Here is a 19,815-nt window from a genome sequence, read left to right as displayed (position 1 = left end):
AAGGGCGCATGCACGACTATCCCTGTGGATCAGGGCCCGCGTACCAGGGAAACCCCCCGGTGTAATCCCTGGGGTACCTGTGAGGACACATGCGTCCAGCCCTGGCTGCTGGCCCTTCAACACATTCCGGTGTGCACCCCAGAGGAGTTCGCGGGCTGCGTCGCGGTCGGTCACGCTGGCGGGCGTCACCGTGATCATCACGGGCAGGCCGAGGGTGTCGACGGCGATGTGTCTCTTGCGTCCGTTGATCTTCTTCCCTGCGTCATAGCCGCGGGTCTTGCTGCCGACGGTCGAGGAACCTTTCACGCTCTGGGAGTCGACGATGAGCGTGACCGGGTGCGGGCAGCGGCCCTTGCCGGTGCGGATCCGCCGCCGCAGCTGATCGCGGATGAAGGCCACTATCCCGGCCCGGTTCCACCGCCAGCAGAACCCGTAGCACGTCTCCCAGGGCGGGAAATCCGCGGGCAGGGCCCGCCATTTGGCGCCGCTGTCGACCATGTAGCGGATTGCGTCGACCATGTCCCGCCGGGGCCACTTCTCCGGGTGCCCGCCCGTCCTGGTCTGGCAGGGCCTGCGCCTCACCGAGCCGCAGATCACCGACCTCTGAGACCAGTGGCGGGCATGGGGGCTTCCTGAAGGGCTGTTCGACCGTCCGGCACGGGCTCTGCCCGCCCGTACCCCTGCGGATGATCCGCAGCAACCGTCTGTCCTCGTCGTCATGGATTTCCCGGACCTGCACACGTTCATTGCCTCGATCGGGTAGCTGCCCTTCACGCGGCGTAGTGGCTCCTGTGGCTGCCCGCCTCCCGGATCACGGAAACCCGGCGATCAAGGATCAGGCGCTGAGACCTGGGCAGGAGGTGGTCGGCCAGTCACTGCTCCGGCGTCTTGCGCTGAGTCATGAGGTGGATACGCGCAGCGTCAGACCCGACCAGTGGAAGGGATGGCGATCCCGTCGCACACGGGGGACCCTGGAATCAGGGGTATCAGGGAGGAGAGATGATCATGGATCGCTATCCGCCCATCGCTGACCACGGCCTCGTCGGTGACCTGCAAACCGCTGCTCTGGTCTCGTCCCAGGGGGTCGTCGACTGGCTCCCGGCTCCCAGGTTCGACTCGCCCAGTGTCTTCGCTGCCCTGCTCGACCACGACCGTGGCGGCTACTTCCTGTTCGCGCCGGAAAGTCAGAACACCACCTGCAAGCAGCTCTACTACCCCGACACCGCAGTCCTGGTGACGCGGTTCATGTCGCCGGACGGGGTCGGCGAAGTTTTCGACTGCATGCCACCGGATCGCACCGGCACCCCCACAGACCGGCATGTGCTGATCCGCGGCGTGCGGGCGGTGCGTGGAACGGTGCGCTTCACTTTGGACTGCCGTCCACGCTTCGACTACGGCCGGGCCACCCACCAGCTCGACGTGCAAGACGGTACCGCTACGTTCCGGGCACAGAACGCCACTGCCTATCTGCAAAGCACCTTCCCCCTACAGCAGGACGGTACGGATGTGCGGGGTGCGGTGACCTTGAGGTCGGGCCAGGTGGCCGCGGCGGTGTTCACCGTCGGCGGACCCGATGGCGAGCCCCCGCCGCCGGTCACCCATGGCCAGGCGATGGAACGGTTCTGGGAGGTGGTGGAATTCTGGCAGGACTGGGTCCGCTCCTCCCGGTACCGCGGCCGGTGGCCGGGTGTGGTGCAGCGCTCGGCCATCACGCTCAAGCTGCTCACCTACGCCCCCACAGGTGCTCCCGTCGCCGCCGCCACCATGGGTCTGCCAGAGCAGATCGGGGGTGAACGCAACTGGGACTACCGCTACACCTGGGTCCGTGATGGCTCCCTGTCCGTGCGTGCTCTGCTCGACCTGGGGTTCGTCGAGGAAGCGGCGCAGTTCACTCACTGGATGAGCGACCGCCTCCAGGCCCGGGAGGGCGGCGATGGCGAGCCGCTGCAGATCATGTACCGCGTCGACGGGGATCCCGAGCTGTCGGAAGAAGTTCTCTCACACTTCGAGGGCTATCGGGGGTCGTATCCGGTGAGGGTGGGGAACGCCGCGGCCGATCAGCTGCAGCTGGACATCTACGGGGAGGCGCTCTATGCCTTGTCGGAGGGGCATGAGGCCGCCATGGAAGGCAGCTACCACGGCTGGAAGAATGTCGCGCGGACACTGGACTGGCTGGCCGATTCCTGGGATCGCGCCGATGAGGGCATCTGGGAGACCCGTGGAGGACGCCAGGACTTCACCTTCAGCCGGGTGATGTCATGGGTGGCCTTCGACCGGGGGCTGCGCCTGGCGAGAGAACACAGCCGTCCCGCCGACGCTCCTCGTTGGACCGCGGCTCGCGACGCGATCCTCGAACAGGTGATGGAGCGGGGCTGGAACGAGAAGGAGCAGGCCCTCGTCCAGCACTACGGAAGCGATGTCCTCGACGCTTCGCTGCTGCTGGTTCCGCGCGTCGGGTTCCTGGCTCCCAGGACGGTGAGCTGGCTGTCGACGCTCGACGCGATGGAGCGCACGCTGGTGTCGGACAGCCTCGTCTACCGCTACGACCCTGCGGCCTCCCCGGACGGTCTGCGGGGCTCCGAAGGGACGTTCAGTCTCTGCACCTTCCTCTATGTGGACGCTCTTGCTCGCGCCGGGCGGGTTCGTCCGGCGCGCTATGCCTTCGAGAAGATGCAGACCTATGCCAACCACGTCGGCCTGTTCGCTGAGGAGATCGGCCCCAGCGGCGAGCAGTTGGGCAACTTCCCGCAGGCCTTCACGCATCTGTCGCTGATCATGGCCGCCACCACCCTGGACGACGCCCTTGACGAACAGCGTGACCGAGGACGACGGTTCCGCTGATCCGAGGTCAAGGGCACTCCTGGGAACACAGGAATCTTCATCGGGATGCACGGCGAACGGCGCGCTTGCCGCGTGCCGGGCGAGACAGAGGGTGCCGCCCGAGGTCGCGACGCCGCAGTTCACCCTCCGGTGGCAAAGCCAGGGAAGAGGGTCATGCCACCGTCCACGTAGAGCGTGGTGCCCACCACGTAGTCCATGAGGTCCGAGGCGAGCCCGACGACCGCGTGGGCGATGTCCTCCGGATCACCGACGCGCCCGTAAGGAATCAGCTGCAACAGGGACTTCTCGGCATCGGGAGTGTTCCAGGCGCTGCGATTGATGGGAGTCCTGATGGCACCTGGAGCAACTGCGTTGACCCGGATCCTGTGGGGTGCGAGCTCCTGGGCGAGCGTCTCCATCATCATCTGCACGCCACCTTTGGAGGCCGCGTAGTTGACGTGGCCGGCCCAAGGGATGAGTTGGTGCACCGAGCTCATGCAGATGATCTTCCCGGCAGCTCGCGAGACCTCGGGGACGACTCCCCTTCTCAAGAACTCCTTCGTCGCCTCCCGAGCGCACAAGAACTGGCCGGTGAGGTTGACGTCCAGCACCTTCTGCCACTGGGCCATCGTCATCCCGGTGAACGGGGCGTCGCGCTGCAGCCCGGCGTTGGCGACGAGGATGTCGATGGTCCCGAACTCCTGGACCATCCGTTCGATCATCGCGACGACCTGGTCCTCCTGGGACACATCGGCTTCGTAGGCCGCCGCGTGCACTCCGAACCCGGAGATCTCCTCGACCACCTGCTCGGCATCCTCGCGCCCGGCGACGTAGTTCACGACCACGTCGGCTCCGGCACGCCCCAGGCCGATGGCCGTCGCCTTGCCGATGCCCGAGTTCGCGCCGGTGACGAGTGCCTTCTGGCCTTTCAGCAGACGCGCGGGAATGACGCCCTGAGGGGCTCCCTGAGTCACGCTCACACCGGTTCTCCTCCTCGACTGGCTGACCTCACGGCCTCGTGTGAGTCGGTCCGACTCCTGCCGACACCGAACCATCCGAAAGCTCAGGCCACACGTCGGGCGCGGGCAGATTGCGCCGGTCAGCCGAACGGGTCCGGGAGCCTGGGGGACATGAGCCCGGCACCCTCGGCAGGACATCCCTTGCACGGAGTGCGGGCGACGTATGCCCGGGATAGGCTGTTTGGCAGGAAGATCTGGATATCCAACGATTTTACCGACCGGTCGCCTTGTACGCGCAACCAAATCTTTCTGCGACGACCCGACGAGCGCGGTGCCCCCTCGCAGTCCGCGGAGGTGGGCAACGGCGAGATCCCTAATCTTCGGCCGTCTCGCGCCTTGCGCGCCGGAATGGCGTCGGCTTCCGGGCCCGCAGTTGCAGTCCCTGTGGAGGTCGGGATGAGAGTTGTCGTTGATCTTTCCCGATGTGAAGGGTACGCGCAGTGCGCCTTCCTGGCTCCGGACGCGTTCCGGATGCACGGCGAGGAAGCGCTGATGTACGACCCGAACCCCGATGACGCCCGGCGCAACCAGGTGCTGCGTGCCGCAGCAGCCTGCCCTGTCCAAGCAATTCTGGTCGACCAGTTGGAGGGCCGTGACGTGTCGGCGGAGGAGTCGCCGTCATGACCAGTGCCGAAAATCTGCAAGCGTTCAAGCGCGATGGCCGCGTAGTGGTCGTCGGGGCGTCACTGGCGGGGCTGCGGGCCGCGGAGTCGCTGCGCGACGAGGGTTTCGCCGGGTCGTTGACCATGATCGGCGATGAGCTGGGCGAGCCCTACGACCGGCCTCCCTTGTCCAAGCAGGTACTGACCGGGTGGGTGCCGGCCGGGAACACCGAGCTACCGCGCCGTCGTGACATCGATGCGGACTGGCTGCTGGGCGTGCCCGCCAGCGGGCTGGACCTGGCGGCCAACCAGGTGCGTCTTGCGGACGGACGTGAGGTTCCCTTCGACCGGGTGCTGATCTCCACCGGAGTTCGGGCCCGGCCCTGGTTCGTCGAGAGCGAGGCGGCTCTGGACGGCGTGTTCGTCGTGCGCACGCGCGAACACGCTGAGGGCCTACAACGAGCCCTCACCGCCGAGCCCTCCCGCGTTCTGGTCATCGGTGCGGGGTTCACCGGCTCCGAGATCGCCTCCATCTGCCGCGAACGGAACATCCCGGTGACCGTCGCCGAACTCGCGCCGGCCCCGCTGGTCGGGGCACTCGGCGCCATGATCGGTGAGGTCGCTGCGGACCTGCAGCGCACTCACGGTGTGGACCTGCGCTGCGGCGTCAAGGTGACCCGACTGGAGGGTGACGCGCAGGGGCGGCTGCGCCGTGCCCACTTCGACGACGGCAGCACGATCGACACCGACGTGGCGGTGGTGGCACTCGGGGGAATCCGCAACACCGAGTGGCTGCGAGACTCGGGCCTGGCGGCGGGCGTCTGGGGAATCGCCTGTGACACGGGCTGCCGCGCTCTCGACCTCAACGGCCTGGTCACCGACGACGTCTTCGTCGCCGGAGACGTGGCACGCTGCCCGAACCCGATCTACGAGTACCGACTCATCTCGCTGGAGCACTGGGCAAACGCCGTGGAGCAGGCCCAGGTCGCGGCGCACAACATGGTCAGTGCCCAGGCGGACCGCTGGCCCCACCTGTCCATACCGCGGTTCTGGTCGATCCAGTTCGGCGTCAATATCAAGTCCGTCGGCGTGCCGACCTTCGCTGACGAGGTGGTCGTCACCCAGGGATCGGTGCCCGACCACCGCTTCGTCGCCGCATACGGCTATCGGGGCCGCGTCACCGCGGCAGTGAGTTTCAACAACGCGAAGTGGCTGGATCACTACCGAGGGCTCATCGAGACGGCCGCACCTTTCCCACCTCCCTGTCCCACGCCCGACCAGCCCGCCGACATGAAACCAGTGCCCGTCGACTTCCCCGGCCCCGTCCTGCTCGCCCAGGGCGCCACTGTGGTCGTCACCGGCCACGACCCGAGTGAGCGACGCGTCACGGCTGCGTTCCAGCAACGATAGGAGGGAAGCGAGATGACCACGACCGAGACGCCCGACATGCTGCGCCGGATCCTCGACTACTCCTCCCGGGCCGACCCGTACCCGCTGTACGCCGAGCTGCGCAGGACGCCGGTGGCCCGGCAAGCGGACGGCAGCTACGTCATCAGCACCTATCGCGAGATCGCGGACATCCTGCACAACCCGCAGCTGAGTTCGGACACGCGCAATCTCTCCCATCCGACGGCCGGAGCCGAGGAACAGACCACGCCGGCGTTCATCAACCTCGATCCTCCCGAACACGACCGCCTGCGGCGTATGGCGATGCGTCATTTCGGCCCCCCGCACACCCCGGGGCTGGTGACCGGCATGGAACCTTCCCTGACCGCCACCGTCAGCAGCCTGATCGACGACTTCGCGGGCAAGGAGCAGATCGACATCGTCGACGACTTCGCCTACCCGTTCCCCGTCACTGTGATCTGCCACCTTCTCGGCGTGCCACGCGAGGACGAACCGAAGTTCCACTTGTGGGTCGACGACATCGTCAACTCGATCGATTACGACCCCAAGACCGACCCGAAGGAAAAAATGGACAAGGGCGTGCAGGCCCGTAAAGACCTTCGCCAGTACCTCGGCGGGCTGCTGGAACAACGCCACGGCCGATCGGGCAACGACCTGTTGTCACGGCTGGCCAATGATGACGGGCCCGACGGGCGGATGACCGACGAGGAAATCGTCGCCACCGCCAACCTGCTGCTGATCGCCGGCCACGAGACCACCGTCAATCTCATCACCAACGGCATGCTGACTCTGCTGCGCCACCCGCAGGTGCTGCAACGACTGCGCGACGAGCCGGACTTGGTCGTGCCACTGGTGGAGGAACTGCTGCGCTACGAGCCTCCCGTGCACATCATTCCCTGGCGGGCGGCATACAGCGACATCACCGTCGCCGACACCGCGATCCCCAAGGGCTCACAGATCATGCTGATGCTGGCCTCGGGCAGCCGCGATCCTGACCGCTTCCACGATCCCGACCGCTTCGACCCCGATCGGCGTGACAACCAGCACCTCGGCTTCGGCAGCGGCATCCACTTGTGCTTCGGCGGCCCGCTGGCCCGGCGCGAAACGCAGATCGCGCTGACCGAGCTCGTACGTCGCCTCGACCGCCCCAGCCTGGTTGCCGACCCACCACCGTACCGGCGCAGCCCCGTACTTCGCGGTCCGATCCATCTCTACGTCGAGCAGGGTGGCGAGTGACGCGATCGCCGAGGCCATCAAGGCCATACGGGCCGGCGCGTCGGGTCCGGCCTGGCACGCGCAGCTCGGGCAAGAGCTCGGCTCCGGGCCCGGGCACGGGCTCCGTCTCGGCGCCGAGTGTGACCTCTTCGCCGTGAATCGGGGCCGCTGCCCGTAGGGCACCGGACCGCCGCCGTGACGCACGGTGTCGACACCGCGGCCGCGCCGAGCGTGGATCCGGGCTGGCATGGCCGGGCGCGCTGGACACCGTCGCGCGCGACCCTGGGGGTATGGCCCGCATACGTTTCTGCGATTCCTGTGGGGCCCGGCTGCCCATGGGTGCGTCGACCCGCCGGCGGTACTGCGACGACGCCTGTCGGGCTCAGGCGTACCGGGACCGGCGTCGCCGACCGGATCTGGCGGCTCGGACTGATGCTCGCCGAGGCGGAGTCGATCGGGGACACTGGCATGATCCGGTTGCTGACCTGTCCGGTCTGCGGCCGGATCACGTTCGCCGGCGGGGACCGGCGCCGGGATGCGTCTTACTGTTCCGGGTGGTGTCGTTCAAGAGCGTGGCGTCGCCGGGCGGCTCGTAGAGCGCGGGCAGCGTGACGTCCAGCCGTCACGAAATCGGCCGCTACCGGCGCGTATGACGGCTCTACGTCACGCTCCGCAGCCAGCGCATCCCGAGCTCATCGAGGTCGGCCCGGCTGTCCCGTCTCACGAGACCTTGCCTCTGTCTCACCTGACCTTGTCGAGTTCGCATGTCAGCGGCAACGTCAGGTGAGACAGCCCAGGTCACGTTGCCGCCCGCCGGGCGTCGGTGCCGGAAGATGTGGCTGACCGACAACATCAAGTGAGACGACGGGGCTTCGGCGTCTTACTCGACTTTGCATCCCCGCAGGTCAGGCCCTCGCCTGGCGGCAAGATCAGATGAGACGGGACAGTCACTCGCGTGGATGATGCACGCACGGCGACATGCCCGCGACTACGAACGCTTGGTGCAGCATTCCGAGACCTTGATCACTTGGGCCGCTATCACCCTCAGGAGCAGACGTCTGGCCCGGGAAGGCGCCAGCCCCAGTTGGCCCAGGAAACTGGCGTCGGCCGAGGGCTGACCACACTACTTCCCTGCACGCACCGTTATTCGTCCGTGGCTGGGGTGCCCCCAGCGGTAGCGGTCTCGGTAGTACTCCGACTCCAGCCACTCCTCGATTACGAAGAGTGGGCGGGAGAGTCGCACGTCCCCGATCTGCTGTGACCGCAGAAGTAGCCCGAGGTCGGTCAAGGAGAGGGAGTGATCGGGGATGTAGCAGGGCCTGGCACACCAGGACTCCGTGCCTCGGCCGCAGCACCGCCAGCCGCTCGCGGCGGCCAATGGCGATCTTGCAGAGGCCCACGTACCCGGTGCGTGCCAGGACCTCCGTCAACTTCCCTAATAGGACCTACCGAGGCTCCATCCGGCAGACTCGGTGCCTGGTAGCCGCCATCAGGTGAGCACTCTTTGTTCCCTGGACTCCGAGTCCTGTTGACAGAACGTGCCCCTGCTGGTCGGCCAGGAGCGAAATCGCTGATGGGATGTCGTGCCCGCCCGGCTGCGGCGTGAGCACAGCCTTATCAGGTCGCTGATGGTTCTCCTGCGGGCTACTGCCGATCGAGGTCGATGACGGAGGACGAGTTGCTGTTCGTTGGGGACGACTGGGCCCAGGACCACCACGACGTCGAGTTGATGGACACCGCAGGCCGTCGGCTGTCCAAGGCTCGCCTGCCGGAGGGCGTCGCGGGAATCGAACGACTGCACTCGATGATTGGTGCGGAGCTCGGCGAAGACAGCAAGGCCGAGGTCGTGATCGGAATCGAGACCCATCGGGGCCCGTGGGTGCAGGCGCTGATCGCCGCCGGCTACACGGTGTACGCGGTCAATCCGCTGCAGGCATCCCGGTAACGGGAGCGCCTGGCTGTGTCGGGGGCCAAGAGCGACGGGGCCGATGCGCACATGCTCGCTGACATGGTGCGTACCGACTCCCACCAGCTCCGCCCGATCTCCGGGGACACCGCCGACGCCGAAGCGGTCAAGGTCGTGACACGCGCACATAAGACCTTGATCTGGGAACGCACCCGCACCACGCAGCGGCTGCGGCACGCCCTGCTCGACTACTTCCCCGCCGCCTTGGAGGCGTTCGACGACCTCGACGCCCCCGACACCCTGGAACTACTGGCCAAGGCAGCCGATCCGGTCACCGCTGCGAAGCTGACGACCACACAAATCAGTGCGGCCCTCAAGCGCGCCCGCCGACGCGGCATCCCCGACAAGGTCACCAGGATCCAAGCCGTACTGCGCGCCAAACACCTGGGCCAGCCCACCGCTGTGACGACGGCCTACGCCGTCTCCGTTCGTGCGCTCATCTCGATGCTCGTCACCTTGAACGAGCAGGTCAAGTTCCTGCACACGCAGGTCGAGGACTTCGTCTGCGAGCACCCGAACGCCGAGATCATCCGGTCCCAGCCCGGACTGGGAGCGATACTCAGCGCCCGGGTACTCGCAGAATTCGGCGACGACCCGCACCGTTACGCCAGCGCCAAGGCCCGCGTAGCCGTGTCGTCGCGGGGCACTGGGCGGCCTATCAGTCAAAGCCACACCTACGGCATGAGCGCTTTCAACCACACCCAGGCCCCTGGGTCTCCCGATCGTACGAAGGACCGGAATCAACCCGCCAACAAGGTAATGAGCACTTCAGTTGGCGGATGAGCGCTTGAGTTGGCGGAGGCCGGGCGTCCGAGGCGGCGGGGAAAAGTGGGACGTGCAGGCGGTAGCGACACACCCCACCTGGCCGACCCGATTACGATCACCTGCGTGACTGACGGGATAGTGGGAGCGATCACCGGTCTGTTCCGGGGACGCAGGCGCAAGGATGAACTCGCCCAGGTCGATGCGGAGATCACCGCGTTCGGGGAGGCGCTCGCTGGACATTCCTTCGAACCAGGCCACCACAAGGACGTTCCCGCTCTCCTCGCTGACTACCAACGGGCGCTTGACGCGTACGAGCAGGCCAAGCAGAACTTCTTCGGCGATCGGAACCTCCGGGACGCCGCCGATGTGCTGCGCACTCTCGACGAGGGACGTCATGCGCTGGCCTGTGTGGACGCCGCAATCGAAGGACAGCCACGCCCGCAGCGGCGTCCGCTGTGCTTCTTCGACCCCCGCCACGGGCAGTCGACCGAGGATGTCCGCTGGGCGCCTTCCGAGGGGGCCGCCCGGATGATCGCCGTGTGTGCAGCCGACGCCGTACGCCTGGCGGAGGGGATGCCGTCGATCGAGAGCGGTCTGCGGGAGCGGCGGCCCGCTCCGCACCCGCGGCCCGGGCCGAGCCCGAGCCCAGCCTCCACCGCAGGCGCGAAGAGGCGCCCGGAGCGTCGCCCGACCGCAGCGCTTCCGCCCCCGGCTTCCCCGCTCGCGTCTCCTGACCCCTACGAGACCTGGCCCGGGAACACTGGTGCGCGGCAGCGCTGGGAGAGCCACGGCGACAAGGGAGTCCAACTGGTCCGCACCGACCCTCGGAAGCCCGCCCTGCTCGTGGTCCACCTGAAGCGGGCCGCGGACTCCTGGGTCGAGCTGACCAGCCCGCCCGACGGCAACGGGCGGCCCAGGCAGATCCTCACGCACGGCTCCCCGCTGACGCGGGCGATTGTTCCGGTCGAGGCCGACGGTCGGGACGCGATACGCCTCCAGATGAACACCAAGGGAGAGTGGCGGATCTGGTTGCATCCGCCGGAGGGGATCCCGCTCCTGGAGGGAGAGCTGGAATCGACCGGCTCCTACGTGCTGCGGCACCCCGGCGGCCAGGTGCCCCTGCGGATCACTCAGCATGACGGGACTGCCTTCTCGCTCCACGTACTTCGATCGAACTTCACGCTCGGGGCGCTCCTGTGCCAGGGGAACGGGCAGTTCACGGCACCGGCCATCGCGCCGAGGAAGGCCGGTCTTCTGTACGTTCAGTCGCGCAGCTCCTGGAGCATCGACCCAAGCGGAGGGGTGCACAAGGCACACGCCACACCGTGAGCCTGAGCGTGAGAAGCCGTATCTCAACCGAACGTGATCGCTTGATTTCTGCTGGTCAGGCATGGTTTAGCTCGGAACGAGGGGAGGCATCCGGCGTCTTGTGTCCGCTCCGTGAGTGAGGGGTGCGCGGTGGCGTCGGTGCTGGGAATGCTGGGGGTGCGGGAGACGGCTGCCCGTGTGCGGGTGGAGGGTCTGCGGGAGGAAGCCGCTCGGTTGGCTGGGGTGTTGGAGGCCGCCGAGATCGAGCTGGACCGGCGGGTGATCGGGCGGGAAGAGCTGGTCGAGGCCCTGGCAGCCTCGGCTGCCGAGACCTTTGCCGTGACGGGGGCCGAGGCAGAGCAGGAAACCGTGCCTGCGCCCGCGCCGGTGCCGGGCTCGATCGTGCCACCCTGGCGCGAAGGGTTGCCGGTGACGGTGCCGGCGCCGGACTGCCAGCGGATTCTGGGCATGCTGGAGGAGCGGCTGCCGGCGGGCCAAGGCCACTGAAAGCCGAGGAGATCGCGGTGGATCTGGGCCTTGGGACGACGGCGGCGAAGGTCGAGGGGTGCGCTCGAAGGCCAGGAGCCTGGCGGAACGCGGGTGGCTCGTGCCGGAGACGTCGGGGATGTTCAGCGCCGGCCGTAGGCCCGTGGCCGGGCCAGATGCGCCGGCTGATCTCAGCCGCGTAGGCGCCCAGTCTGCGGCAGCGGCCTGCTGCCATTTGACGGCGACGGTGATGTCGATGCCGAGGGTGCGGAGCCGTTCACCCATGGCCCAGACACTGATCGGGCGGCCGGGCTGGCCTCCGGGGAAGAGCCAGGGTGTATCCGTCCGGGCAAGGACGGCGTGGCTGCGGCGAACTGAGACCTGGTGAAGGGCCAGGTCAGCGACAGGTCGGGGCAGGTCGACCGGAACATCGCCGAGGCGGATGCGGACCCCGTTGGTCTCCTCAATGCGGTCGACGGTCAGCCGGGAGATTGCTGCGGGCCACTGGGCATAAAGGAGCAATAGCAGTCCTGCAAGACGGTCTTCGGGCTTGAGGGTGTCGTCGTGCAGCAGGCGGCGGGCGAATGTCGACGGTCAGGGCCGCCGGGCGGACAGGCGAGCGACAGGAAGTTCAGAGAAGCTTGTGTCAGATGCTCGCTCCTCCGACCTGACGCGGCCCAACGGGGACGGCTTGCCGAGATCCGCGACAACTTGATCGCCCGAATCGCCGAAGCCGAGACGGAAGGCTGGCTCGGCGAGGTCGAGGGTCTGCAGGTCAGCCTGGCTGGCGCCGAGGAGGAGTTCAGCCAGCTCGATCGGGGCCACGGGCAGCATACGGCCGTGGACCTTGGCATCCCCACCACGCGTGGTGATCGATGAACCCACGAAGGTGGGCTGCCGCATGGCCCTCAACCAAGATCGAGAATAGGTTTAAAGAAGCGTGCATCAAACGCCCTTCAGAACACGATCAAGTGCCGCCCGGCCTGCAGGTCCCCAGTGCGGCTTGCCGCCGGGAAGGCCCCGATCTCCGTTCTGTCCCATGAGCATCAGGAACAGGCTCTTCATAGCAGCCAGCCCGCGGGCGCGCCGGATCGCCGCCTCGTCTGCATGCGCGTACATGTCGAAGAACCGTGAGGCCGTGCCCGCGGGTAGCAGCACCCATGCGGCGGCGAGGTCCCACGCCGGGTCGCCGGCGAACATGGCACCGAAGTCGACGATGCCCGAGAGCGTTCCGTCCGAGACGACGACGTTCGCGGGATGGAGGTCGCCGTGCACCCACACCGGCGGGCCCTCCCACGTGTCGGCTGCAACGGCGTCGTCCCAGACGGCCCGGACGTCAGCAGCGATGTCGTCGGGGACAGCGGCCTGGAAGAAGTTCTCGAAGCCGTCCGTGCAGTTCCTGGGATGGGCACCGAAGTCCGTAGCGATCGGCGCCTCGGCGGGCGCCTCCACATGGAGCGCCCGGAGGAAGCCCGCCAGCGTGTCGGTCGCGTGAGCGCCGCGACTGATCGAGCCGTGGTCCAGCGGCTCGCCGGGAACCCACGTCATCACGGTCCAGTGCTTGGGGAAGCGCTCGGACGGTTCGCCGAGCCGCACCGGGGTCGGCACCGGGAGCGGCAGGCGCGGGGCCAGCACCGGTAGCCACCGCCGCTCCTTCAGCTGGAGCTCCGGAGTGGGGTCCATGCGCTGCATGCGCACGGCCAGCTCGTCCCCGAGACGCCACATTTGGTTGCCCCAGCCGCCCGCCACCTCCCGGATGGCCAGCCCCGCAAGGTCTGGATGTTGCTCCTGCAGCAGTTCGCGAACCAGGTCTGCGGTGATCTCGATCTCGGTGTCGGCCATGCGACGTCACAGTACCAAGCCGGCAGCCGGAGCGGCTCTCGCTCTCCGGAACACTCGCTGTGATTCCTCTGCATCACTAATCCAGTTACAGAGAGCTGCAGATCAGAGGCTCTCGGACGCCCAGCCTCCAAGTTCAGAGAAGCCTGCATCAGATGCCCGATGCTCTCAGTCAACCCGACGATGCTGCCCCGGTAGGACGAACTGGAGGACGACCTCGTCAACCGCCGCCAGCACGCCATCGCCCAGGGTGGCAAGGCGAGGTCGAAGGCATCGAGCTGACCTTGACCTTCCTGCGTGCCAAGCGGTCCCAGGTTCACCGAGCCCAACAGCTGCGCCCGGTGAACCTGGGTATCCCCGCTGCCGCGGGGGAGGAGAGACAGGACACCCTGCCCCGACCCTCTTCCTCCGCGGCGCCCCAACCCTGGCCCGAGACCCATGCGTCCTCGGCATCGACGGCGTACGAACCCGGGGTCTGCCTCGGGACTCGTGGTGAGCAACTCCGTCGGAACCTGAGGAACGTGGTCATCGCTGATCACGCCCATGTGCTCCTGACGGAGTTGGTAGACGATCTCGACGAGCTCCGGTCTCAGCCGCATCCAGGTCCGGGAGGTACGGATCTCTTCATCGACCTGGTGCATGAACCAGCGCATGAAGCACGAGGCTAGGGCTTGTGGTCCGGCACTGACTCGGGCAGTCCTGCGTACCAGCCTTGGACGGCCAGCCAGAATCCGGCCAGCACTACGGCGACGAGCGTGACGCGGCCTGCGTACCCGACAACGGGCGGTCCGATCATCCATCGTCGGGGCAGCAACCACGCTGACAGAGCGGCTACCACTCCAACGAGAACAGTCAGCGGAAGCTCCGCGTACAGCACGCTCCAGTCCGGCCCTGCTCCGAATCCGGCGCGCGCCCGGAGTTCGGCATCCGCGGCCCATCCCAGCAGCCCGACGAATCCACCGGCCAGCGCCACCCCGGTACCACTCAGTACTTCACCGCGTTCCCTCATGATCACTGAAGACGCTGGCTACCCCGCTGGAGTTCCCGCAGAACCGCACGATTCTCCGTCGCGAGACAGGAAGGCACCAGGTCCGTGCGGATGTGGCTCGTGGAGTCGATCACGCCGAGTGCTCCAGAGCGGCACGCCATACCGGGCTGTCGACGTAGTGGTTGTCGAAGCGTTCCGCGGAATCGGCGATCTCCTTCGGGTCGGCCTCACCGCGCATCACCCGGCCGAGCAGGCGCAGATAGTCGAACCGGCCCATGCCCGGGGTGAAGACGAACAGGACGTCGGCCTCGGCGCCGGGCGCCGCTGCGAAGGCATGCGGGGTGTGCGGCGGCACCGCCAGGAAATCGCCTGTGTTCAGGACGGTGACCTCGTCTCCCACCAGCACCTGCAGGGACCCGCTGATCACGAAGAACAGCTCCGTCGCCCTGGTGTGGAAGTGGGCCGGTGCCCCAACGGCCCCCTTGCTGAAGGTGGATCGGTAGCTCGTGAAGCCGCCGCCGACGCCAGCTGCGTCCGACTCGGCCAGCAGGGTCATCACACTGCTCGGGTCGGCGCAGGTCTCAGCGTCCGCGTGGCGGGTCAGCACCGCCTGGAGAGTGGTGGCGGGGGTGGTTTCCTCAGTCATGATCACGACTCTACGGTCCGAAGTGCTCCACTGAGCAGGCCATTCCAGCACCGGAGAGTTGGGCCAATTTCCCGGTGGAATGGGGCATCTGACCGGACCGGCGACGAATGGAGAAGCCCGGCCGCCCGGGTCGCGGTCAGTCCGTGAGAGACCCGGGCCCGATCGCGAGGCGTTTGTCGTGTCCGTCGAACGAAACGCGGCCCACATAGGCGTTGTGACAAGGCATACAGCTCACGCCGAAGCCGCCGCTACCTGCGGAGACGCCAGATCAAGCACACCATCCCCGAACCGAAGGACCAGCGGGCCAACCGCACAAGACGCGGAAGCAAGGGCGGCCGGCCCACCGGCTTCGACCGCGAGCTCTACAAACGCCGCAACGGGCACTGCCACGTTGACTGACCGGCCTGGGACGATCTTCTGGTTGGTCGTGCTGGGAGGGGTCGTCCGTGGACAGCGCGCCGCCGTCGTACAAGGGGCACCGGTACCCGGTGGAGATCATCGCGCACTGCGTGTGGCTGCACTTCCGTTTCCCGCTGTCGCTCCGCGAGGTCGAGGAGCTGATGCTCGAACGCGGCGTGCTCGTCTCCCACGAGACGGTCCGCCGCTGGTGTACGAAGTTCGGGCAGGTCTACGCCAATGGCCTGGGCCGCCGACCAGGGGTCGGAGTAGGCCGACCACGCAGGCCAGGGCCAACACGCTGCTCCTGGACCACGATCCCGGCCGCCGCGCCGGCACCCTGTTGCAGGGGAGCCAGGCGGCCGGGGCGACCGGTGATGCGCTGCCCGTACGATGACCGGAGTGACCGTCCGCCGTGCCATGGCGCAGGCCCGCAGGTTCCCGCGCCCAGCATCCGCGCCGCCCAGGCCGACCTGCTCGACACTCTCCCCGGAGAGCATCTGTGCGACCTCGATGAACTGCGTGCCCGTTCCATGCCCGCTCCGGCGGGATCTTCCGGAGACGCACGGGGAACAGCGGCGACAGTCGCGCTCCGGACCAGGTCAGGAACTTGGCAGGTCAGCCGCAGTCTGCATACGGCGTCTTCCGAGCTGGTGCTCCAGGCCCCTGCGCCAGCACTTGACTGGGCCCAAGAATCCACCGGCCTATGCAGTCTTGGCAGTGAGGTGCGTTCCTGCCTCGAGACCGTTTAGCCTCTGCTGGTTCGCCCGGCCTCGGGCGGCTCAAGGGAGGGGTGTTCATGCAGCAGCGGGGAGTGGTCGGCGGGCTGAGAGTCGCGGCCTGGGTACTGGTGCCACTCGGGCTGGTTCTGGCGCTGGGGAACATCGGGTATTTCCTCACGAATTACCAGGGGGCCACCGTCATGAGCGAGGCGATGGAGCCCACGTACCGCCCAGGCGAGCGGCTGGCCATCGAGCGCATCGACGCGGGCGAGATACGCAGGGGTGATGTTGTACTCGTCCATGTGCCCGATCGCTATCAGGGCAGACCGGTCCTGCAGCGGGTCATCGGGATGGGCGGCGATCACGTGGTGTGCGACGGAAATCGGATCACGGTGAACGGGAAGCCGGTCGACGAACCGTATGTGATGCGCGGCGAAGTGAACCCGACAACCGGACCGTACGACGTGCAGGTGCCGGACGGGCGGTTGTTCCTGCTGGGCGACCACCGAGGGAACTCGAACGACTCGCGGTTCTTCCTCGACGAGCAGTCGGGCAGCGTCGCGGCCTCCGGGGTGCTCGGGCGAGTGCAGAAGGGTTTCACTGTGCCGGCGGTGTTGGTGACGCTCGGGGTCTTCGGGATCGTGCTGACGCTGGTCGGGATCGGCCTGGGGATCTGGGGGTACACGGCCGGACGGAGTGCCCGGCGGCCGCTCGCGGCTGTGCCGCCGTGGCCCGCGGTCTAACGACTTGGTACGCGATAGCTGGGGCCGTCAGAACGACTCGATAGGCCCTGGCGATCCTGCGAGACTGCTGACATGACTGGCACGATCGTGGTCGGCGACTATGACTCCCGATGGCCCGAGCGGTTTGAGGACCTGCGGCAGCGGCTCGCACCTCACGTCGCGGACCTGGCTGTATCCATCGAGCATGTCGGAAGCACAGCCGTGCCCGGATGCGCCGCCAAGCCGGTCATCGATCTCGACATCGTGGTGGCCGAGGACGCCACCATGCCCGCGCTGATCTCCCGGCTCACCGAGCTGGGATACCGGCACGAAGGCGATCTGGGGATTCCGGGGCGGGAGGCCTTTCAAGCCCCTCCTGCAGCTCCCGAACATCACCTGTACAGCGTGGTCGCAGGCTCCAGACCCCACCTTGATCACGTCTTGCTCCGTGACTACCTACGTCAGCGGCCCGATGAAGTCCGGCGCTACAGCGCGTTGAAGGTGGCCCTCGCACAGCGGTTCCGTGCCGACAGCCAGGGCAGGCGGGAATACTCGAGGGCGAAGAGCGCTCTGGTGGAGGAACTGGTCGCGAAGTCCTACGTCGCGCGGGCCGCCGGAGAGCCGTGACGTGACGGTGGCCGCGCGGGTTGGTGATGTCGTGACGCATTACCGAACCCGTTCGGCCTTGTCTCATCCTGCCTTCTGCGGCTTTGAGCGTGCACATCTCGGCGTTTTGATCGAGGAGTTGGCCGACCCCTGGTTGGGGCGGTGTGAGTCCGAGTGGCGCGAGCGTCGTGGCGGAGAGCGCAAGCGGGCAGCCGGAGCCGGGGACTCCGAACGGCTGATCACATGGGCCGCGATCACCCTCATGAACAGGCGAATCACCCGCCGAAGCTCTCGCAGCGGGCGTGTACCGCGATCGGGAATCCGGCCCGGCAGAGCGCCGGACTGCCGGACGATCCCGTCCGCGCCTCGACTCGTCGCAGGGTAGGAGTAGGCCCCGCCCCGACTCTCTTCCTCTGCGGCGACCCCGCTGCCCCCGACCCGCAGACCCACGACAGTCGCACGGCGTTGAACCGAGAAGGCCCCGCATCGTGATCCGCGCCCTCCGTTACCGGATCGCCACGGCAGCGCCCGGGTCAGGTGATGCCGCCGGCGCGAGGACGAAATGCAGCCTGTGCCAGGAGTGCTTGTTCGGGATCACCTCCCACACCGCCATCCGCTACGTCCGCACCGCCCACCCCGAGCGCTTGGCCATTGATCCCCACCCAGGCATGAACAGGTCAATCTGCCGTCTCATCCGAGTCCTGCCCGCTCAACCACGGCGAGAACAGCCTTCGTGACGACTTCTGGCTGACTCTGGTGAATGTAGTGCCCGGATTCAGGCACCACTGAATGCTCGCCTCGTTCTGCCGCCGCAGCGATCTGCCCGTGCAGCATGGTCCACTGAGCCCGCAACCCTTTCGGTAGTCCCTCGGTCGCACTCAGGACCCTCACCGGCACGTTTGGCAGCTGTGAGGAAGCGCGCAACCGCCGGAATACGAGGACCTGGTCACGGACCATCCTGTTCTCGGCCATTGCCGTGCGCATCTGATGCCTGTGCCCGTAGCAGGCCAGTTCTGCGTCGATGAGTAATTCCTGGACACGCCGGTCGCCGGTCGCCACCCGAGCCGCCCTCGACGCGCCCTTGCGTATGGAGCGCTCAGCGAGGCCCAGGGCCTTCTGCACGGCAAAGAGGCGAGCAAAAGCCTCGTCTGCAAGGCGCCCAACCAGGGGTTGGAACTCCTCGTGGGCCGGGTCCACAAGCACGAGCCCTGATATCAGCTCAGGAACAGCCCACGCCACCCGCTGGGCAAGCAGGCCTCCCCAACTGTTACCGACCAGCACACAAGGCCCCTGCCCGACATCTGCCAGCAGTGCAATCAGGTCTTCCACCGACGTCTCGGCGGCGAGCGGAATCACAGGGTCGCTCATGCCGAGCCCGGCACGGTCGTAGACGATGACCCGAAAGTGCTTGGCCAATACAGGCAGGACCGGTGCCCACGTTAGCCCCGGGGTGCCACTCGCCGCGTCCAGGACCACAGTGGTACTTCCCGCACCTGCCTCAACCCACCGTAAGGTACGTCCACCCCGGTCCAGCTCACCGCGCGTTGCCCCCGCCGGAATGAGCTCCCGAAGCGCCTTCACCACAATGTCGCTCACAACTCCCCCTCTGCACGTTGTGGTTGCAGTCAGATCCGGAAGCTACCGCAGGTGCGCGTGCTCCAGATGTTGAACCCGTGTGTCACTCCGAGCGGAACGCTCACCTCTGTAGCGGGTTCCCGCGAGAGCCACTTCCAGATTCTGTGAACCCGCTGGGTTCCGGACCTCTCGCGTTCTGCACCTCAACCGTCTACCAACGCACACCAAGCTGATCGAGGCCCGTACGGCGCTGCTCGTGGAGCTTCGCGGCGCGTCTGCGGATGTTGTCGAGCCATGTGCCGAGCTTGACCGCCACACCCCGTCAGCAGCGTCCTGACGGCCCGTCGAGACGGCCTGCCGCCGCGCTACCAGCTCATCCCGAGGGCATCCAGGTCCGCACTCACTCCTGTGCGCCGTTCCATCCTGCGGAAATCTGTGCTTTGCCCCGAGCCGGGCGGTGCGGCCCCTTGTGCGGTCGTATTGCCGGTACCGTGCGGTGTCTACGGCGTCAAATAGCGGGCGCCGAAAAATGGAGGCAGCACCCTATGCTGATTGCTCAGCGTCCGTCGCTGACCGAAGAGGTTGTCGACGAGTTCCGCTCCCGGTTCGTCATCGAGCCGCTGGAGCCGGGCTTCGGCTACACCCTCGGCAACTCTCTCCGCCGTACGCTCCTCTCCTCGATCCCCGGTGCCGCTGTCACCAGCATCCGGATCGACGGTGTCCTGCACGAGTT

14 protein-coding genes and 6 pseudogenes are annotated in these 19,815 nt (G+C 67.2%); 14 read left to right on the top strand and 6 right to left on the bottom strand.

The annotated features are described in order from the left end of the window. Positions 1 to 138 precede the first annotated feature (138 nt). A pseudogene (locus ACFYY7_RS42025) lies at positions 139 to 567 on the bottom strand (IS5 family transposase); the annotation flags it as partial. Between the two features lie 438 nt (positions 568 to 1,005). On the opposite strand from ACFYY7_RS42025, the gene ACFYY7_RS42020 reads away from it, so the two are divergent. Then, positions 1,006 to 2,841, top strand: coding sequence for a glycoside hydrolase family 15 protein (locus ACFYY7_RS42020; RefSeq protein ID WP_388670670.1), 1,836 nt, complete (start codon positions 1,006 to 1,008; stop codon positions 2,839 to 2,841). Between the two features lie 119 nt (positions 2,842 to 2,960). On the opposite strand, the gene ACFYY7_RS42015 is transcribed toward ACFYY7_RS42020, so the two are convergent. Continuing rightward, positions 2,961 to 3,800, bottom strand: a complete 840-nt coding sequence (locus ACFYY7_RS42015) for an SDR family oxidoreductase (RefSeq protein WP_388670667.1) — start codon at positions 3,798 to 3,800, stop codon at positions 2,961 to 2,963. A 435-nt stretch (positions 3,801 to 4,235) separates the two neighbouring features. Here ACFYY7_RS42015 and ACFYY7_RS42010 point away from each other — a divergent pair, with 435 nt between their 5' ends. From ACFYY7_RS42010 to ACFYY7_RS41975, 8 genes and pseudogenes are all read left to right on the top strand, one after another. After that, entirely contained in the window at positions 4,236 to 4,463 is a 228-nt protein-coding gene (locus ACFYY7_RS42010; RefSeq protein WP_388670664.1) for a ferredoxin, read from the top strand. Then, positions 4,460 to 5,851 (top strand): NAD(P)/FAD-dependent oxidoreductase, encoded by a 1,392-nt coding sequence (locus tag ACFYY7_RS42005; RefSeq protein WP_388670661.1) that lies wholly within the window; start codon positions 4,460 to 4,462, stop codon positions 5,849 to 5,851. Before ACFYY7_RS42010 ends, ACFYY7_RS42005 begins: the two co-directional genes overlap by 4 nt. A 12-nt stretch (positions 5,852 to 5,863) precedes the next feature. Next, positions 5,864 to 7,084 (top strand): cytochrome P450, encoded by a 1,221-nt coding sequence (locus ACFYY7_RS42000; protein ID WP_388670658.1) that lies wholly within the window; start codon positions 5,864 to 5,866, stop codon positions 7,082 to 7,084. An 884-nt stretch (positions 7,085 to 7,968) separates the two neighbouring features. After that, a pseudogene (locus ACFYY7_RS41995) lies at positions 7,969 to 8,160 on the top strand (IS5/IS1182 family transposase); the annotation flags it as partial. Positions 8,161 to 8,726: 566 nt separating this feature from the next. Then, positions 8,727 to 9,812 (top strand): annotated as a pseudogene (locus ACFYY7_RS41990) (transposase). Between the two features lie 105 nt (positions 9,813 to 9,917). Continuing rightward, on the top strand, positions 9,918 to 11,123 hold the full coding sequence (locus ACFYY7_RS41985) for a hypothetical protein (protein WP_388670656.1): 1,206 nt from the start codon (positions 9,918 to 9,920) through the stop codon (positions 11,121 to 11,123). A 129-nt stretch (positions 11,124 to 11,252) separates the two neighbouring features. Further along, positions 11,253 to 11,609 carry a hypothetical protein gene (locus tag ACFYY7_RS41980; RefSeq protein ID WP_388670653.1) on the top strand — a complete coding sequence of 119 codons (357 nt, stop codon included), beginning with the start codon at positions 11,253 to 11,255 and terminating at the stop codon, positions 11,607 to 11,609. Positions 11,610 to 12,299: 690 nt separating this feature from the next. Continuing rightward, a complete protein-coding gene (locus tag ACFYY7_RS41975; protein WP_388670650.1) occupies positions 12,300 to 12,467 on the top strand; it encodes a hypothetical protein in 168 nt (55 codons plus the stop codon). Positions 12,468 to 12,533: 66 nt separating this feature from the next. Here ACFYY7_RS41975 and ACFYY7_RS41970 read toward each other — a convergent pair whose 3' ends face one another. The 3 genes from ACFYY7_RS41970 to ACFYY7_RS41960 form a co-directional block, all read right to left on the bottom strand. After that, positions 12,534 to 13,430: an aminoglycoside phosphotransferase family protein gene (locus ACFYY7_RS41970; RefSeq protein WP_388670647.1), complete on the bottom strand. Its 897-nt coding sequence runs from the start codon at positions 13,428 to 13,430 to the stop codon at positions 12,534 to 12,536. A 661-nt stretch (positions 13,431 to 14,091) separates the two neighbouring features. Next, positions 14,092 to 14,436 (bottom strand): hypothetical protein, encoded by a 345-nt coding sequence (locus ACFYY7_RS41965; protein WP_388670644.1) that lies wholly within the window; start codon positions 14,434 to 14,436, stop codon positions 14,092 to 14,094. A gap of 109 nt (positions 14,437 to 14,545) precedes the next feature. Beyond that, positions 14,546 to 15,061: a cupin domain-containing protein gene (locus tag ACFYY7_RS41960; protein ID WP_388670641.1), complete on the bottom strand. Its 516-nt coding sequence runs from the start codon at positions 15,059 to 15,061 to the stop codon at positions 14,546 to 14,548. A gap of 210 nt (positions 15,062 to 15,271) precedes the next feature. Here ACFYY7_RS41960 and ACFYY7_RS41955 point away from each other — a divergent pair. The 4 genes and pseudogenes from ACFYY7_RS41955 to ACFYY7_RS41940 all read left to right on the top strand — a co-directional run. Continuing rightward, positions 15,272 to 15,439 (top strand): annotated as a pseudogene (locus tag ACFYY7_RS41955) (IS5/IS1182 family transposase); the annotation flags it as partial. 68 nt (positions 15,440 to 15,507) lie between these two features. Beyond that, positions 15,508 to 15,714: pseudogene (locus tag ACFYY7_RS41950) on the top strand (IS6 family transposase); the annotation flags it as partial. 542 nt (positions 15,715 to 16,256) lie between these two features. Beyond that, the gene (gene lepB, locus ACFYY7_RS41945; protein WP_388670638.1) at positions 16,257 to 16,922 is read left to right on the top strand and encodes a signal peptidase I; all 666 of its coding nucleotides are present in this window, start codon (positions 16,257 to 16,259) and stop codon (positions 16,920 to 16,922) included. Between the two features lie 72 nt (positions 16,923 to 16,994). Continuing rightward, on the top strand, positions 16,995 to 17,528 hold the full coding sequence (locus ACFYY7_RS41940) for a GrpB family protein (RefSeq protein ID WP_388670635.1): 534 nt from the start codon (positions 16,995 to 16,997) through the stop codon (positions 17,526 to 17,528). A 669-nt stretch (positions 17,529 to 18,197) separates the two neighbouring features. Here the strand turns inward: ACFYY7_RS41940 and ACFYY7_RS41935 are convergent. Then, a complete protein-coding gene (locus tag ACFYY7_RS41935; RefSeq protein ID WP_388670685.1) occupies positions 18,198 to 18,983 on the bottom strand; it encodes an alpha/beta fold hydrolase in 786 nt (261 codons plus the stop codon). Between the two features lie 644 nt (positions 18,984 to 19,627). Between ACFYY7_RS41935 and ACFYY7_RS41930 the strand changes: the two are divergent. Beyond that, positions 19,628 to 19,815, top strand: a pseudogene (locus tag ACFYY7_RS41930) (DNA-directed RNA polymerase subunit alpha); the annotation flags it as partial.

Source organism: Streptomyces sp. NPDC001933, assembly GCF_042890955.1.
Lineage (GTDB): Bacteria > Actinomycetota > Actinomycetes > Streptomycetales > Streptomycetaceae > Streptomyces.
Note: the sequence above shows the minus strand (reverse complement) of the source record. Positions and strands in the feature narration are given on the sequence as shown.

Bases quoted from the DNA above. Each gene is read 5' to 3' on its own strand.
- ACFYY7_RS42020 (WP_388670670.1), top strand. From the start codon at position 1,006: ATGGATCGCTATCCGCCCATCGCTGACCACGGCCTCGTCGGTGACCTG.
- ACFYY7_RS42010 (WP_388670664.1), top strand. From the start codon at position 4,236: ATGAGAGTTGTCGTTGATCTTTCCCGATGTGAAGGGTACGCGCAGTGC.
- ACFYY7_RS42005 (WP_388670661.1), top strand. From the start codon at position 4,460: ATGACCAGTGCCGAAAATCTGCAAGCGTTCAAGCGCGATGGCCGCGTA.
- ACFYY7_RS42000 (WP_388670658.1), top strand. From the start codon at position 5,864: ATGACCACGACCGAGACGCCCGACATGCTGCGCCGGATCCTCGACTAC.
- ACFYY7_RS41970 (WP_388670647.1), bottom strand. From the start codon at position 13,430: ATGGCCGACACCGAGATCGAGATCACCGCAGACCTGGTTCGCGAACTG.
- ACFYY7_RS41965 (WP_388670644.1), bottom strand. From the start codon at position 14,436: ATGAGGGAACGCGGTGAAGTACTGAGTGGTACCGGGGTGGCGCTGGCC.
- ACFYY7_RS41960 (WP_388670641.1), bottom strand. From the start codon at position 15,061: ATGACTGAGGAAACCACCCCCGCCACCACTCTCCAGGCGGTGCTGACC.
- lepB (WP_388670638.1), top strand. From the start codon at position 16,257: ATGCAGCAGCGGGGAGTGGTCGGCGGGCTGAGAGTCGCGGCCTGGGTA.
- ACFYY7_RS41940 (WP_388670635.1), top strand. From the start codon at position 16,995: ATGACTGGCACGATCGTGGTCGGCGACTATGACTCCCGATGGCCCGAG.